18 protein-coding genes are annotated in these 16658 nt (G+C 32.9%); 12 read left to right on the forward strand and 6 right to left on the reverse strand.

Going from position 1 to position 16658, the window contains the following annotated elements; translation table 11 throughout:
- Positions 1-34: 34 nt before the first annotated feature.
- Positions 35-733, reverse strand: a complete 699-nt coding sequence (locus IPK14_13620; protein ID MBK7994373.1) for a hypothetical protein — start codon at positions 731-733, stop codon at positions 35-37.
- A 250-nt stretch (positions 734-983) separates the two neighbouring features.
- On the opposite strand from IPK14_13620, the gene IPK14_13625 reads away from it, so the two are divergent.
- The 7 genes from IPK14_13625 to aroE all read left to right on the forward strand — a co-directional run bounded on the left by IPK14_13625 (position 984) and on the right by aroE (position 8194).
- A complete protein-coding gene (locus IPK14_13625; protein MBK7994374.1) occupies positions 984-1445 on the forward strand; it encodes a universal stress protein in 462 nt (153 codons plus the stop codon).
- Positions 1446-1661: 216 nt separating this feature from the next.
- Positions 1662-3140, forward strand: a complete 1479-nt coding sequence (locus IPK14_13630; GenBank protein ID MBK7994375.1) for a hypothetical protein — start codon at positions 1662-1664, stop codon at positions 3138-3140.
- Positions 3133-3855, forward strand: a complete 723-nt coding sequence (locus IPK14_13635) for an ABC transporter ATP-binding protein (GenBank protein ID MBK7994376.1) — start codon at positions 3133-3135, stop codon at positions 3853-3855. The genes IPK14_13630 and IPK14_13635 overlap by 8 nt, the downstream gene beginning before the upstream one ends.
- A gap of 71 nt (positions 3856-3926) precedes the next feature.
- Positions 3927-4970, forward strand: a complete 1044-nt coding sequence (locus tag IPK14_13640; GenBank protein ID MBK7994377.1) for a hypothetical protein — start codon at positions 3927-3929, stop codon at positions 4968-4970.
- Complete coding sequence (gene rlmB / locus IPK14_13645; protein ID MBK7994378.1) at positions 4970-5707, forward strand: 23S rRNA (guanosine(2251)-2'-O)-methyltransferase RlmB; 738 nt, start codon at positions 4970-4972, stop codon at positions 5705-5707. Before IPK14_13640 ends, rlmB begins: the two co-directional genes overlap by 1 nt.
- Positions 5708-5732: 25 nt before the next feature.
- On the forward strand, positions 5733-6494 hold the full coding sequence (locus tag IPK14_13650) for a Uma2 family endonuclease (protein ID MBK7994379.1): 762 nt from the start codon (positions 5733-5735) through the stop codon (positions 6492-6494).
- A 131-nt stretch (positions 6495-6625) separates the two neighbouring features.
- Positions 6626-8194 carry a shikimate dehydrogenase gene (aroE, locus tag IPK14_13655; GenBank protein MBK7994380.1) on the forward strand — a complete coding sequence of 523 codons (1569 nt, stop codon included), beginning with the start codon at positions 6626-6628 and terminating at the stop codon, positions 8192-8194.
- Positions 8195-8199: 5 nt separating this feature from the next.
- Here aroE and IPK14_13660 read toward each other — a convergent pair whose 3' ends face one another.
- On the reverse strand, positions 8200-8811 hold the full coding sequence (locus IPK14_13660) for a TetR/AcrR family transcriptional regulator (protein MBK7994381.1): 612 nt from the start codon (positions 8809-8811) through the stop codon (positions 8200-8202).
- Positions 8812-9051: 240 nt separating this feature from the next.
- Here IPK14_13660 and IPK14_13665 point away from each other — a divergent pair, with 240 nt between their 5' ends.
- Both IPK14_13665 and IPK14_13670 read left to right on the forward strand, forming a co-directional pair.
- A complete protein-coding gene (locus IPK14_13665) occupies positions 9052-9681 on the forward strand; it encodes an NAD(P)H-dependent oxidoreductase (protein ID MBK7994382.1) in 630 nt (209 codons plus the stop codon).
- A 190-nt stretch (positions 9682-9871) separates the two neighbouring features.
- A complete protein-coding gene (locus IPK14_13670) occupies positions 9872-10621 on the forward strand; it encodes a 3-oxoacyl-ACP reductase FabG (protein ID MBK7994383.1) in 750 nt (249 codons plus the stop codon).
- 207 nt (positions 10622-10828) lie between these two features.
- Here the strand turns inward: IPK14_13670 and IPK14_13675 are convergent, their stop codons facing one another.
- The 4 genes from IPK14_13675 to hfq all read right to left on the reverse strand — a co-directional run bounded on the left by IPK14_13675 (position 10829) and on the right by hfq (position 14489).
- Entirely contained in the window at positions 10829-12424 is a 1596-nt protein-coding gene (locus IPK14_13675; protein ID MBK7994384.1) for a protein kinase, read from the reverse strand.
- 111 nt (positions 12425-12535) lie between these two features.
- Positions 12536-13522, reverse strand: coding sequence for a DNA polymerase III subunit delta' (gene holB, locus IPK14_13680; GenBank protein ID MBK7994385.1), 987 nt, complete (start codon positions 13520-13522; stop codon positions 12536-12538).
- Positions 13509-14171 (reverse strand): dTMP kinase, encoded by a 663-nt coding sequence (locus tag IPK14_13685; protein ID MBK7994386.1) that lies wholly within the window; start codon positions 14169-14171, stop codon positions 13509-13511. Before IPK14_13685 ends, holB begins: the two co-directional genes overlap by 14 nt.
- Before the next feature lie 12 nt (positions 14172-14183).
- A complete protein-coding gene (hfq, locus tag IPK14_13690) occupies positions 14184-14489 on the reverse strand; it encodes an RNA chaperone Hfq (protein ID MBK7994387.1) in 306 nt (101 codons plus the stop codon).
- 365 nt (positions 14490-14854) lie between these two features.
- Between hfq and IPK14_13695 the strand changes: the two genes are divergently transcribed.
- The 3 genes from IPK14_13695 to IPK14_13705 all read left to right on the forward strand — a co-directional run bounded on the left by IPK14_13695 (position 14855) and on the right by IPK14_13705 (position 16649).
- The gene (locus tag IPK14_13695) at positions 14855-15742 is read left to right on the forward strand and encodes a hypothetical protein (protein MBK7994388.1); all 888 of its coding nucleotides are present in this window, start codon (positions 14855-14857) and stop codon (positions 15740-15742) included.
- 136 nt (positions 15743-15878) lie between these two features.
- Positions 15879-16397, forward strand: coding sequence for a hypothetical protein (locus tag IPK14_13700; protein ID MBK7994389.1), 519 nt, complete (start codon positions 15879-15881; stop codon positions 16395-16397).
- Between the two features lie 6 nt (positions 16398-16403).
- Positions 16404-16649, forward strand: coding sequence for a DUF3565 domain-containing protein (locus tag IPK14_13705; protein MBK7994390.1), 246 nt, complete (start codon positions 16404-16406; stop codon positions 16647-16649).
- Positions 16650-16658 lie beyond the last annotated feature (9 nt).

Below are 16658 nucleotides of genomic sequence, written 5' to 3' on the forward strand. Positions count from 1 at the left end.
AGGCAATTTTATTTCTATTATTAGGTAAGGTTATTTAACAACCAGTATATAAGCTAAAAAATTTATTTTTAGTATTATCCCAAAAAATTATTTCACCACCACAACTTTCATAATAAGAAATTTCAATACCAGGATTTTTCAGTGTCATGGAGCAATCCATCGTTTCTATTTGTTGTGGTTTTTGCAAATTTAACCCAAGATACAGCAAATTTGTGTCTGGAATATGATAAACAGTTGATTGATTGCTATTTTGTGAGAGAAAAATAAAAATGCCAGTTTCATTTGCATCAAACTGATTTTCACTATTTCTTACTAATAAAATAGCTTTATCTATCTTACCATCACCATCAAAATCAGCTTTAATTTCTTTTTTATAATGTTTTTTAATTTCTGAGTAAATTTCAGAAGGGTAATCAGTTTTTTTAGGAAAACGCCAACCTAGACTCTTTAATTCTTCTAAGGAAGTTTCTTGGATTAGTGTAACTATTGTTTCTTCTGGACAGTAAGATTTTGTTTTTTCTTCAATTTCTGTGTTTGCAATATTTGCAACAGTTTCAATAATTTGTGGAGTATTTTCTAAAATGGGTTCAGGATTGTTAATAGTTTGAATTGGAGCTAAGTTTGTTTGTTTTATGTCATTTGCTTGCTTAAAGCCATAGCTCAAGCGAAAAATACAAATTAATGACATAGCAAATAAAGCACAATATCCTAAAAACCTAAGTGTGTTTCTCATAAAATTTATTACTTCCTATATGTAGATTAAAGCTTGACTTGTCGAATGGCAGTTTAGGCTTATGAATGGATTAAAATTAGGTGGAAGTTAACTATTTTGTATGTGAGTTTCCACATAAAGAGCGAGCAGAAAACACCATTTCAATAAAGTGATTAATTGCTACCTAAAAGCTTAATAGGCACAAGTATTGCTTAATTAAGGGTAAAAGTTAGTTTTAGATAAATTTTAGCTAACTAAAGGGAGGTAAATTATGAAAGTCTTATTAGCAATAGATGGTTCAAAATATAGTGATGCTGCTGTTGAGGAAGTTACAAATCGAGTTTGGCCGGAAGGTACAGAAATAATGGTGTTAAGCGTAGTTCATATAATTACAGAATGGCCCGATCCTATATTTTATGGCGTTCGTTTGATGGCTTTTGAAGACCATAGAAGAGAAGCACGAAAAGTTGTTAATAAAGCTACAACAAAATTGATGGAAAAATTTGGAAGTGAAAAAATACGCATCATTGGTGAAATTTTAGAAGGCTCTCCTAAAAAATTGGTTGTAAAAGAAGCTACAAATTGGGGTGCTGATTTAATTATTGTAGGCTCTCATGGACGTGGAGCAATAGGAAAAGCTCTGCTTGGTTCTGTATCTTCATATGTAGGTTCAGATCTTAAATGCTCTGTTGAAGTTATACATCTTAAAGAAGAAATGGTTGCAGTAGCCTAAGCTAAAAATTTTATAAATATAAATAATGGCTATAAATTATTTCCTGTAGAAGGCAAGTCATTAAAAATAATCTAAAAAAGCCCGCTAGCCCAGTTTTTTAACGCTGGGCTTTAATTTTGTCTAAAGTAGCAAGTTATAGAGCTATTGACAATGGCTTGGTCTTTGATATAAATGTCTATGTTTATTAGATTTAGTTAAAATAGCTGGCATAATTTAATGAAAATTCTTTCACAAATACTTTATCTTAAATCCTTAGAAACACTTCGACAAATTAAAGATAACCTGTTTAGTTTCTTAGTGTTAGCTCCAATGGTTTTAGCCGTTGTTTATTTACTTGCAGTCCCTTATCTTAATACTTTAGCTATAGGAGCTTATCCAGAGCTATCATTAAATACTTTACAATTACTTACTACAGTAATAATTTTTTTGCTAATACTTTCAAGTATTTCAAAAGTAATAACTGAACTTTATCCTTTACAATCGGCAGATGCTTATTTAGATGGGCTTCCAATCCCAGTTAATGAAAGATTTTTTTCTATATTAATAATAAGGATGGCTAAAAACTTATTGTTATTAGTTATTCTAGGTGTTATTAATTTTTTAATTTCCAAAATTTCTGGTAAACCTTTACAACTTTTAGTAATAACTTTTTTTTTACTAATACCTATAGGGTTACAACTAACAGTTTTACAACTATTTTTGGTAATTTTTACTGCTCATTTTAAGCAACTAAATCTAGTTAGAATTTTAATTTTCTTTACAACTTTGTTTTTAATTCAATATTTTTTTCCTGCAATAGGCTATTGGCTAAATTGTTACTTATTAGGAATAAGAGAACTACTAATTTTACTTTATTATAAATGGATAGGCAGTGAGACGAGTTATCTAATTACTATAAATAGTTTATTATCAATAGTTGTATCTCTACTAATATCAATAATTACTTTTATAGGCTATAGAAAATGGGCAATACAAGATCGGGAAGTAGTTGAGCAACTGCTTTCTAAAAAGCGTCGTTTTAGTGACTTTATTAGCCAAAACTTTATTTTAGCTAAAGCTTTTGGATTAAAGATTAGTGCATATTTATTAAGAGATTTAATTTTAACTTTTCGTTTTTTTTCTGCTGCTGTTTATTTAAGTTTTTCCTTTGCAATAATTTTTCAAATTAGCTTAATTTTACTAGCAAAAAGAACTGATTACCCAGTAGAAATAATTGCTCAGGTGGTGGTTTCACTCTCAAGTTTTGCTTTAGCTGCGCTGGCTCCAGCATTAGTAAAACATCAACTGCCATTTTTATGGCTAGAGCGTTCCTTACCTGTTGCTGGTCAAGATATGTATTGGTCTAAGGTAATTTATGCTGGGCTAGTTTCTTTGCCTCCTACTTTTATTAGCTTTTTAATTTCACTTACATTAAAAAGCTTTGATCTTGAGGCAGGAGCTTTTTTATTTTTCCAATTAATGTTGCTTTGGTTAACTGTGTCTTCTTTAGTTGGAGTTCTTTGCTTTGAAATGGCTGCTCGTCCTGGTTTAGCTATTCCTTTTATAGCTATTGCTAGTTTGGCAATAGCTATTTTAGTAATACAAGTTTGGTGGATTTGGTTTATTCTCTATCCATATGCAATGGATAAATTACAAGTTCGTGCGCGAGAACGTGCTAGAGTGCTAATTATTGGCTTAGAGGGTGATAATGATTAAGCTAGAATCAGTAGTAAAATGCTATGGTGACTTAAAAGCTCTAAATGAAGTAAATTTAACTATTGGAAAAGAAATTTTTGCTTTGCTTGGTGCAAATGGTGCTGGTAAATCTACTATGATTAAACTTATTCTAGGGATGATTGAACCTGATAATGGCCGTGTTTTAGTTGCAGATAAAGAAGTTAAGTATCATTTAGTAGAAACACGTCAAATAATAGGATATTTACCAGAAAATTTAGTTCTTTATGAGAGATTGACTGGACAAGAATTTCTTCGTTTTGTTGCAGGTGTAAAAGGTTTAGGTAGAGAATCAAATAGAGAAATTGAGCAGGCGTTAATTGATTTTGACTTAAAGACAAAAAAAGATTTATTAATTAGACAATATTCTTTTGGGATGAAAAAACGCATTGGTTTAATTGCAGCAATGCTTGGTAATCCACAAATCTTAATGCTAGATGAACCACTTAATGGTTTAGATGTAGAAACAATTACTACTTTACGTAAAAGATTATCAGAATATTATGAAGAAGGGAAAACAATAATTTTTTCCTCTCATATAATGGATTTTGTTGAGCGTATTGCTAATCGAGTAGTAATTTTGTCACGTGGGCAAATAGCTGTAGATGGAACAGTTAGTGAGCTACGCCAAAAAGCTAATCTACTAAATAGTCATTTTGAAGAAGTATTTTTTCATTTTGCAAAAGCTAATAAGTAAAGCAAATAAAAAACTTTAATAAACTGTTAGGATATAATCATATTAACTTAAGCTTGAAAGGAGAGAAACGCTTGTCTAAAGAAGTTGTTGTTTGTCCAAAATGTACCAGAAATAATAGCACTTTACGGGCAAAATGCCTTTACTGTGGGGAAGAATTGCCTGTTACAGAAGATCTTAAAAAGAATTTAGCCGCACAAGCAGCAAAAATTAGAGAACGTGATCCTAATGCTCAGCTAGATCCTCTTTCACAAATGACAAATCAATTCCAACAATCTTTGGCTGGATTTAATGTAGTTTTAGAGCCTATTTTGGTAGAAGAGCGAACCAAAGCTAGTGAAGAAGTTGCTACATTAGGTTTTTATACTGCCACAGAAGCAAAACAACTCCTTGACTTAAATCGTCCTATTGCTATTGCCCGTTATCAAACAGAAGGAGAAGCAAAAATAGCTGAACAACAACTTTTATCCGCAAAACTTCCTGTAGTTGTTGTTAAAGATGATGATTTATCATTTGAAAATCCTAACCGAAAAATAAAAAAATTAGCTGTTGATGTTGTTGATGGTGTAAAACTAACTGCAACTTTAGATGGGTTTGATGAAGAAGTCAATTTTGCTGCTAGTGATGTTGTATTAATTGTGGAGGGGCGGCTACGTTTTTATCAATCTGAAGCAACAGAAGAGAATATTAGTTTTGGTAAAAGAGCTAGAGAAATAACCGAAGCAACAGAATTTGTTTCTGAACAAACTGTAGTAGATATTTATACTAGTTCTGAAAAGAATAATTTTCGTATTCGTGTAGAGTCATTTGATTATTCTGGGCTTGGTAGCAAAATGAAATTAACCACATTAGAAAATTTTCGGATGCTACAAACAATCCTTAAAGATACCTGTAAAAATGCTATTTATGATACAGATTTTAAGTCAGCTTCAAAATTACTAGAAAATGTTTGGCCCTGTATTCAACGCCAACAAAGCTGGGGACTTAAGCGTACAAAAATGTTGGGTGCAGGAAAAATTGCTACTCGTTCTGTACATTTTAAGGACAATGAAATGACTTTTAATCGCTACTCACGCTTACGTTATTATTTAATTTCTAAATCAGTTGGTGAAAAATAATGGCTTATATTTATGGATTAATTCCTGTTTTAGAAGCATTAAAAGCAAATCGTCGTCCAATAGAAGAAATAATCTTAGCTGAAGGTAATCGCCCAGCACGACTTACAGAATTACTTAATTTTGCACGTCAAAAAAAAGTACTTATTAGTCACCATAAGCGTAGTTACCTAGATAATTTAGTTAATGGTGCTAATCATCAAGGAGTAATTGCTATTGCTCGTTCTGCTGCTAGTTTCACAGATTTAGAAGATGTTTTAGCTAATGCAGGAAAAAATCCTTTATTTGTACTTTTAGATAATGTAGAAGATCCGCATAACCTAGGCGCAATTATCCGCACTTCAGAATGTGCTGGGGCCAATGCTGTTATTATTCCTACACATCATTCAGTTGGCTTAACTGAAACAGTTGTAAAATCTTCGGCAGGAGCTACAGAATATTTACCAGTAGTACAAGTAACTAATCTAGTTCATACGATTGACGAATTAAAATCAAAAAATATTTGGGTAGTTGGTTTAGAAGCAAATACTTCGACAAACTATACTGGTTGGGACTTCCAAACACCTACGGCAATAGTCCTGGGTAGTGAAGGGAAAGGCATCAGACGATTAGTTAAAGAACATTGTGATAGTTTAGTTTCTATTCCGCTATTAGGTAAAGTTACATCACTAAATGTTTCTGTTGCTGCGGCTGTTATACTTTATGAAGCTGTTAGGCAACGTCAATCATTAAGATCTTAAGTTTTTATGTTGGAGCAAAACTTCTATGTCAACAAATCTTATAAAAGATAAAACAATCTATCCTGAAAGTGATGGTAAGCCTATGGCAGAAAATACATTGCAGTATGAATATATTGTAATTATTAAAGAAGGTTTAGATTGTTTTTTAACTAATAGTTTTGTGGCTGCTGACCTTTTTTGGTATCCAGTAAAAGGTAAGCCAAAAATTAATCAATCTCCAGATGTTATGGTAGCTCTAGGTCGTCCAAAAGGTCATCGAGGCTCTTATAAAGAATGGGAAGAAGATAACATTGCTCCACAAGTTGTTTTTGAAATTCTTTCCCCAGGAAATACAGTTGCAGAAATGACTAGAAAATTTAATTTTTATAATACTTATGGGGTAGAAGAGTATTATATTTACGATCCACAGAAAAATGAATTAACAATTTCTCAACGAATTGATGGTCAATTAGTAGAAATAGATTTTGTTGGGGGATGGGTTAGTCCATTGTTAGAAATTCGTTTTCAACTTTCTTCTGATCGTCTACAACTTTTTTATCCAAATGGAGATGCTTTTCTTTCATATCAACAACTAAAAATGATAGCAGATAGGGAACGATTAGAAAAAGAAGAAGCATTGGCAGAAAAAGAAGCAGCATTAGCAGAAAAAGAGATGGCATTAGCAGAAAAAGAAACAGCATTAGCAAAAATAGCTCAAGAAAAATCAGAGAAAGAAATTATATTGGCAGAAAGAGAAAGATTAAAAGAAAAACTACGTAAGTTAGGAATAGATCCTGATAATGATTAAGTTATTGTTGTTATATCCGACAAAATAAATCAGATAGTTTTGCTTGATTATGAAATAGTATTGTTTTCTAATTGTAGATATGTTGTAGGTAAAATCCTTACTTTAAGCATATAGCTTAATTTTGGTAAACAATGGAAAAGAGACAAATTACTGTATCAATAACTGCTGAATACTTAAAAGATCTTCTAGGGGATATCTTACGTGTTTCTAGGCAAGCTGATCTAATAGAAGTAAGGCTTGATTACTTAAAAGATCGGAATGTAGAAGTAAATGGGGAAGAAATCTTAAGAACTACTTTTGCTGTTACTGATAAACCTTTAATTTATACTTTTCGCAGTGGTAAAAAAGAAATTACTCCAAACCAATCTATACAAGAAATTAACAGTTTAATTAATAGTAGAAGTGCAGAATTAGCCAAGGATTATTTTGACTTTGAATTATTAAGTGATAATACTGTAGTTATGCAGTTATATAATATCTATCAACGTGTTTTTAATAGCTCTCCGAAAATAATACTTTCTTATCATAATTTTGAAAGCTGCCAATTAGAAAATTTGCTAAATATTTATACTTGTATGACAAAACAGCAAGCAGATGTTATAAAAATTGCTGCTCAAGCTAGTCAAGTAACAGACCAATTAGCTATTTTTTCTTTGCTTAAAAAAGCAAAAGAAGATAACCAACCTTTGATTGCCTTAGCAATGTGTGAAGCAGGTAGAATTAGCCGGGTTTTAGCTCCTAGTAAAGGTAGTTTTACTACATTTACTGCTCTAAAAAAAGGCTCAGAATCCGCACCAGGACAATTTACACTTTCAGAAATGAGTTCACTTTATAGGCCTAAATCTATAAATGAGGAAACAAAAATTTATGCTTTGTTGGGGTGTCCTGTATCGCATTCTGTTTCTCCCCATATTCATAATATGGCATTAAACACACTTGGACAAATGGCTGTCTATCTGCCGATAAATGTTCCTACTAATGAGCTAGATTTATTTATGGAAAAATTTATTTGTCTAAATAGTAAGGAAATGAATTGGCAATTTATGGGTGCTAGTGTAACTGTGCCTCATAAAATAAATATACAGAAATTTTTAGATGAAATTGACCCAATAGCAAAAGAAATTGGGGCTGTTAACACCATTGTAGTTAAAGAAGGTCGGCTTATTGGCTATAACACTGATGTAATAGGGGCTATAGCTCCACTCTTAAAAATTATGAACTTAAATAAAGCTAAAGTAGCTGTTTTAGGTACAGGTGGGGCTGCTCGTGCTGTTGTTGCAGGACTTAAACACCAAGGCGCAGAAATTATAGTTTATGGTCGTAACCAAGAAGTGCTTAAGCATTTTGCTAGTGTTTTTGACATAGAAATAAAACCTTTTTCAGAGTCAGATAAAGTATCTTGTGACTTATTAATTAACACTACACCAATAGGGATGTTTGATTGGCCTTCAGATATAAATATGCCAATAATGGAAGAAGCCTTAAAAAACTGTGCTAGGGTTTATGATTTAGTCTATAATCCAATTGCTACCCCACTTTTGGATACAGCACATAAATTAGGTATACCAATAATAAGCGGTTTAGAAATGTTGATTGCTCAAGCCGCAGAACAATTAAAACTTTGGACACAATTAGAACCACCTGTTGACTTAATGCGAAGTGCTGCTTATAAAGCCTTATCTCAAAAGCAAAATAACTAAGTAATCTATTCATTAGATTTTGTTAGAAGAAAGCTAGAAAATTGTTTTAGCACTATTTCTACAACTTTTCGTAACTGCTCAGAATTTGCACCATTTGCAGCTTGAATAGACATTCCTTGTGAAATAGTGGCTATATAACGGGCAAAGTCCGTAGGCTCTATGTTTTCAGGAAAATCACCCTCTTTTTTTGCACGCTCAAAACGATTGCAAAGAGCCTTTTCCATAGAAAGACGACGGGAAATTAGCTCTTTTTTTATACAATCAGATTCTTCTCCACATACAAGCGCGCTTTGTACAACAAGACATCCTGGAGGATTATCTGGATTCGTATGCGAATCAGCAAACTCATAAAGTAGCTCTTCTATAACTTTATATGTTGTAGGTTGATTAAGTGCATTGTCTATCACAGATTTTCTAGTGTCAAAATACCTATCTAGTGCTTTACGAAACAGTTCTTCTTTATTTCCATATGTTGCATATAAACTGGGGCGATTAATTCCCATTGCCATAGTTAAATCTTGTAAAGATGCTGCTTCATAACCCTTACGCCAAAATACTGCTAATGCGCTATCTAAGGCTTTTTCTATGTCAAACTCTTTTGGCCTTCCTGCTTTCATTTTTTTCTCCCATTTATTTTATACCTATCAGTATAATATTAAAATATAATTTATGTCTATATAAAATCAATATTATCTATTAGATAACTATATTCTTATTAAAATAAATTTTCTAATCTGTAAAAAATATTTTATACCAAAAAGTACAAAATGATATTGACAGGTTATTTTTGTATTGTTATATTCTTTACCGAATAGTACAAAATTATTTAATAACGGATGTTAGAGAGGAAAAAGTATATGGAATTAATTAAAGCGTTAAATTGGCGTTATGCAACAAAAAGAATGACAGGGGAAAAAATCCCACAAGAAAAATTAGATAGAATATTAGAGGCTATAAGGCTATCTGCTTCTTCTACAGGACTACAACCTTACACAGTACTAGTTTTAGAAAATCAAGAGCTACGCAAAAAACTTCAACCTTTTGCTTATAATCAACCACAAATTGTAGAAGCCTCACATTTACTTATATTTGCAGCATGGTCAAATATTACTATAGAGCAAGTAAGAGAATTTATTAGTAATATTGCTGAAACTAGAGGAGTGACTGTAGATAGCCTAAAAGCTTATCAATCTATGATAGAAAATTTGATTTCTAATAAAACAGCAGAAGAAAATTATGCTTGGGCAGCAAAACAAACTTACATTGCTTTAGGGACAGCGTTGGTAGCTGCTGCGGTTGAAGGCATAGATGCTACACCTATGGAAGGTTTTGATCCTCAAGCTTTTGATGATCTATTACAGCTTCAAGAAAAAGGTTTACGAAGTGTTTCTTTATTAACTTTAGGTTATCGTGATGATAAAAATGACTATTTGGCTAATGCAAAAAAAGTTAGAAGACAAAAAGAAAAACTTTTTATTAGCTTATGAGCATTACATCTAAAACGTTTAGAATAAGTAAATTAGCTAAGATAAGTGGATAAGCATAAATAAACTGATATTTTGGCGCAAGAGAAAAATTAGGCTTAACAGCTATATAAACAATAAGTTAAACTATGCTTTTATTATCTCAGAAAACTTATGCTCACCCACTTATAACTAAACATAAAGGAGAAAAACAATGTCAAAGAAATTAGAAGGAAAAGTAGCGTTAGTAACAGGTGGATCTCGTGGAATAGGAGCAGCAATAGTGCGCTCACTTGCTGATGAGGGCGCAAATGTAGCAATTAGTTACACTTCTTCTGCTAGTAAAGCTCAAGATTTAGTTAATGAGATTGAATCTAAAGGAGTTCGTGCAGTTGCTTTTCAAGCTGACCAAGCGGATTCTAAACAAGTAGAGGATTTAGTTAATAAAGTAGCAGAACATTTTGGAGGTCTTGATATTCTTGTAAACAATGCTGGTGTTGCGGTTACAGCTTTAGTTGGCGATTCTTCAAACAATCTAGTAGAACTTGAACGTCAATTTGCAATAAATGTAGGTGGTGTGGTAACGGCTGTTCGTACAGCGGTTAAATACTTAAAAGAAGGTGGACGAATTATTTCTATTGGTTCTGCACTTGCAAATCATTCACCATTTCCAGGAATGTCAGATTATTCAGCCACAAAAGCTGCAATAGCTGGTTATACTCGTGGTTGGGCGCGTGACCTTGGGCCAAAAGCTATTACTGTAAATATTGTCCAGCCTGGCCCAATTGATACAGATATGAACCCAGCAAATTCAGAACATTCAGCAGGACAAAAAGCCTTAATCGCTCTTGGCCGTTATGGTAAAGCTGAAGAAATTGCTGCTACAGTTGCTTTTTTAGCAAGCCCTGGGGCTGCTTTTATTACAGGTACAACTATTAATGTTGATGGTGGTTTTAGTGGTTGATTTTTTGTCATACCCTATTTTCTTTATATTGAAGTAGTTATAAATCAAACTTTTATTTATAACTACTTTTTATTTGTCCAATAATTTTTATAAAAGGAAAGAAAAAGGTAAGACAATTGCTATTATGTATACTATTATATTAGGTAGTAATCATAGCTGATATTACTACCTAATATATATCTTCCAAATAAAATAATTAGCTATTTTTTACCTAAGAATAGCTAAACACATACCGCAACTACCAGATATAAGTAAAAATACAAAAATAGCTACAAAAATCCACACATTTTTGTAAGGTTTTTTTTGTGGTAAAGGTATTGGTTGGCCTGGTACAAAAGGCCCTTGTCCTGGTTGCATAGGCATAGGAGGCGCGTAAGGGTTATTTGCCATTCCCATTTGTTGACCCATTTGCGTTGGTTGATTAAAACCCATTGGCGGTCTTATTGGTTGATTAGGTGTCATTTGAGGAGGAAAAGCTGTAGGTTGTTGTCCTGGCATCCCACCTTGAAGATTAGGATTTGGGAAAGGTGTAGGATTAGTTGGGCCTGTAGGTATATTAGGATTTGGAAAAGGATTAGGTGTATTAGGTGTAGAAAATGGCCTAGGCGTATTACCCATTGCTGGATTTTGGCTTGGAAAAGTATTTGGAGGAGTGTTTTGTATTGGTTGATAAGGATTTGTTCCAGCAGGTGGAAGATTTGATGGGTTGGGTGTTGAAGGTGGAGGGTTAATAAATGTGCCTTGTGGCCCACTAGGATATTGACCTTGTTGTGGCATAGGATAAGAACTTTGTGGGCTTGTAGGCATTGCTATATTAGGCGATGTTTTACCCTTAAAATTAGTAAGATCTCTTAAGGTTTGCTCAAATTGTTCAACAAACTTTTGTATGGTTGGGGTTCTATTATTACGGTTTCGAGCTAAAGCATTCATAATAGCCCCCTCAACATTAGGTGGAATAAATATTTGAGGGTTAGCTACACTAGGAGGTAAGGGATTTTCTGTAAGTCGTTTTACCATTATTGATTGTGCATTATCTCCAGAAAAAGGTAATTTTCCAGTTAATAATTGATAGGTAATAATAGCAAAACTATAGATATCTGAACGTGGGTCTAATTTTTCTCCTGCTAATTGTTCAGGCGACATATAAAGCGGAGTGCCTATAACCATACCTGTTTGAGTTAAATCATTGTGTTTATCATCTATAGCTAATTTAGCAATACCAAAATCTAGGACTTTTACCCAATCTTTATCATCTTTTTTAGCTATCATAATGTTGTCGGGTTTTAAGTCTCGATGAACCATATTTTTGCTATGTGCTGCTGCTAAAGCTTGACCAGCTTGTTTAACAAGTTCACAAACTCGTTCTACAGGTAAAATTCTTTCTCGCTTTAGTAAATTAGATAAAGTTTCTCCCTCTACATATTCCATTGCTAGGAAATACATTCCGCTAGCAGTTTCACCAAAATCATAGACCATTACTGCATGAGGATCATTAAGTAAAGCAGACATTTGAGCTTCACGGTTAAAACGCTCAATAGCATCTCCATTTTGTGCCATATCTTCAGGTATAACTTTAATAGCACAAATGCGATTCATCTTTATTTGTTCAGCTTTATAAACTGCACCCATTCCACCTTGTCCAAGCTTGGAAATAATCTTATAGCGACCTTCTAAAACAGTTCCAATTAATGAATCAAATAGTTGGGTTTTTTCCTCAGGTAATGCTTCTAGCTTGACTCCATCTTGTGGACAGATATTATCTTGATTTTCATACCTTAAATGGCAACGGGGACAAATTTTCATAAGTTTTTCTCAATAAATTTATAAAGCTTACTGCTCAAGATTAAACAGTTTAATATTGAAAAGTCAACTTTAACAGATGTATTAGCCATTTTTTTTAAGACTAGAATGGTTTTATTTGTTACTTAAGGAAAGAAAAATGTTTTCTAATGCTAACTGTCGATTAACATTACGTATTAAATCGCGTTCTAATGCCATTAAACTACTAGATAAACTTATAAACATTTTTTTAGGTGTTTTAATTGCTAAATCTGATAAAACACTTAGGATATCAAAATTAATTATTGATGAATTATTAGAAATTTGTAAGTGAAGCAGATCCTGTAATAACGCTAGTAAAACAACTAAATATAAATCAAATTCTGTCCGCTCTTTACGGCCAAAATTTTCTGCTAGTTTTAGTAAAGTTACTGTTTTATCCTTGATAGCTAAAGTTATAAGTAGCTCTAAACATTCTTGGCGACGTGTTAAATATTCAGAAATATCTATACTTAATGCCCGGCCAATACTACCTTGAGCTAGTTTAATTAGTAATTTTTGCTCTAGTTCTGGTCTAGGGTAATTAACATTTAAGTAATTACTTAAAGCTTCTTCTGATAAAGGAGCAAATTGTAGTTTAATTGTTCTAGAACGAATGGTTGGAAGTAGTGAATCTAAACTGCTAGTAAGCAGAATAATAATAGAAGTGCTAGGAGGTTCTTCTAGAGTTTTAAGTAATGCGTTGGCGGCTTGTTCTCTTAAACGTTCAGCCATTTCAATTATATAAACTCGATATTTTCCTTCAAAAGGGCGATAGTAAACTTCACCAATAATATTTCTAATTTGATCAACTTTAATAAATTGTCCATCAGGAGTAATTATTTTAGTATCGGGGAATTGATTTGCAGTTATACGCTGACAAAAACTACAACTATCACAACTATTAAAATCTTTATCTAAATAATTACAATTTAATGATTTAGCAAACTCTACTGCAAACTGCTGTTTTCCTACACCTGATTGACCAGCAAAAATTAATGCTCCAGGTATACGTTGTAACCGCATTGCTTTTTGTAACCATTCTTTAATTGATGTATTACCAACTAAGCTATTTAATGACATGATTAGTAATAGGGTAGAGTAGATTAATTTTAGGTAATATTACTTGACAAACTTCTCGGAAAACAGCTTTTTCTTTATCAATTGTATTGATTATAAAAAAACGTTCGGGAAATTCTTTTGCTAAACTTAAATAGCCTTCTCTAACCCTTTGATGAAACTCTTTTTTTTCATTTTCTAAACGGTCTTTGCTACGTTCTGAGCTAGGAGAAAGCATTCTTTCATTTGCTAAAGGGACAGGTAAATCAAAAAGTATAGTGATATCTGGAATAAGTGAATTTGTGGCAATTTTATTTAATTCTTTTATTAATGGCTGTGATAACTTACGCCCAAAACCTTGATAGGCTAGGGTTGCATCTGTATAGCGATCAGAAAGAACTATTTGGTTTTTATCTAATGCTGGTTTTAATGTTTCACTGACATGTTGAGCGCGGTCGGCGGCGTAAAGCAGTAATTCTGTTGTGGCGGATAATTGATGATTTTTATTATCTAATAAAATTTGGCGAATTTGACTACCGATTTTTGTTCCTCCAGGTTCACAAGTTACTAGGTGTGGTATAGAGTTGGCTGCTAGCAGTGCAGCCAACATTTTTATTTGTGTGGTTTTGCCACAACCATCAATACCTTCAAAAGTAATAAATAATCCTGGCATACTTAATTTATATTACTTAGCTGCTCCACTAGGAGTAGCACTATTAGAAGTAGCTGCTTGAGCTTCTTCCTTTGTGCCTTCTTCATCAATAGGAAGCTTTGAAATAACTCCTTTAGGAAGTGCAACTGTTGAAATTGCATGCTTAAAAATTAGTTGTTCCTGACTACCCCCATCCATAATGACAGAATATTTATCAAAACCTCGGATTCTGCCAGTTAGTTTAATCCCACTAAGTAAGTAAATAGTTACCTGTAAGCGATCGCGCCTTGCTTGATTAAGAAAAGCATCTTGCAAATTTTGTAAGTTTGTTTTTTCCATTGCTGTTCCCCTTAGGTTATTTTAATTTTGTTTGGGAAAATTCTTATATGACTAAAAACTACCAATAAAAAAGTTGGTTAAGCCGTTTTTTAGACATACTGCGAAAACTATCATAATATTTGGCAGATAAGCAACTAGTATCAGAATAAGATAGTTAACCCACTCTAGGTTTTATCAGCAAAAAATATTGCTTTAATCCTTAAAAATATAGAAAAACTAAAAAATTATATTTAAGGAAAAAGCATTTGGACTTTTAAGGAATTGTGATGAACACAAAAACTTTTTTATGCTAAAATAACGAAAATCGCTAACTCGTATTTATATCTAAAAATTACTTTAACCACATAGATAAAAATGAGGGAAATATGAGACGCTTTCTTATAGCTCTTTCTTTAGTTATACTACTACCTTTAATTGCTAATGCTTATACTTTAGTCTTAAAAGATGGTCGTCGTATTGAAGTTAAAGAAAAATACCGTATTGTTAATGATGTAGTTATCTTTGTTCTACCAGAAGGAAATCGCTTCTCTATTTCTTTAGATAAAATCAATATTTCTGCAACAGAACTAGCAAATGGGGTTGAATCAGGATCATTTATAAAAAGTTCTACTGAGCCTGAAAAAATAACAGACAAAGAAGCTACTAATAAAACTACTATAGTAGATGAAGATCCAATCCTAGCTTCTCGTCCAACTGCACGTAAAATTACTAATAGCGATTTTGAAAAATACCGTGTGCGCCGTGAAGAAATGGTAAAGGATGCTGCTAATCGAGCTAGTACAAAACCAGAAGCAACTGCACCTGTACCTGATCCAGCAGCCGAAAGAGATGCTGCCTTTCTAGCAGAACGTCGGGAAAAAGAGAAAAATAGAGAAACTTATTGGCGTGGTCGCTCAAAAACCTTATTAACTGAACTAAGAGTGCAAGAAGAACAAATTGCAGCTTTAGAAGGGGAAGTGGAAAATAGTCGGCGAATTCAAACACCACCAAATGTTTCTGTCTACAATGCACCTGCTCCTTATATTTATCCTGGCCCAGGTGTTAGAATTGGCGGAATTCCAATAGGAATTGGGGGGAATGTCAATTCTGGTAGCAGTGTAGTTGTTATTAATCAAGGTCAAAATAATAATGGTCGATCTGTACAAGATCGCTTGATGGAACTTAGACTAAGACGACAAGAAACCATAATTCGCTATCAAGAAATGTGTGAAGAAGCTCGGCGTGATGGTGCTTTGCCAGGGTGGTTACGCTAATTGTCTTAAGTTTCAATATTTAGAATTATTAGCATTTTATTTTTCTTATAAAACTAAAGTAAATCTACTAGCATATAAAACTTGTCCCATAAAATTCTTTAACTCTTAATTATAAAAATACTATTGGAGAAACAACATGCGTATATTTGTAGCTTGTATATTGCTTTTTTGTATTAGTGTATTTGCTAACGCTCAACAACCTAAACAATTAACTAATGATGATTTTGTAACTGTAACTGCTAAAACTACTGATACTAATAGCACAGAAGAAGCAAAATTCTCTTTAATTACACTAGAGCGAAGCGGTTGTTTGGGCCCCTGTCCAGTCTATAAACTAACTGTTTATGGCAATGGAAAAGTGCTTTATAAGGGTGAAAAGAATGTCAAAATAGTTGGCGAACGAACTGCAAATTTAGAAAAAGAACAACTTGCACAGTTAGTAAAAGAGTTTGAAAAAGTAGGCTATTTTAACCTTAATGACAGCTATGAGGGTGGGCCAACAGATGGATCTTCAGCTACAACTTCAATTGCTATTGGAAATAGAAAGAAAACCATTAAACATTATCATCCATCTCCAGATTCTCCAAATGTCTTAAAAGAGTTGGAAAATAAAATTGATGCTATTGTTAATTCTAGTCGTTGGATACAAGAATAATTTTTTATGACAGATCCTATTAGGACAAAAGGTGTTAAACATCAAAGAAAAATAGTAGGTTTTCATACTGACGAAGAAAATCACTGGGTAGCTGAACTAGATTGTGGACATAACCAACATGTTAGGCATAATCCACCATTAAGTTATCGTCCTTGGGTATTAACAGAGCTAGGAAGAAAGGAGAAATTAGGAGAAATATTAAACTGCCTAAAATGCCAAGATTCTTCAAATGATTTTTCTAGTCAAAATTGATAGATATAA

It is taken from the genome of Blastocatellia bacterium (assembly GCA_016713405.1).
Lineage (GTDB): Bacteria > Acidobacteriota > Blastocatellia > Chloracidobacteriales > JADJPF01 > JADJPF01.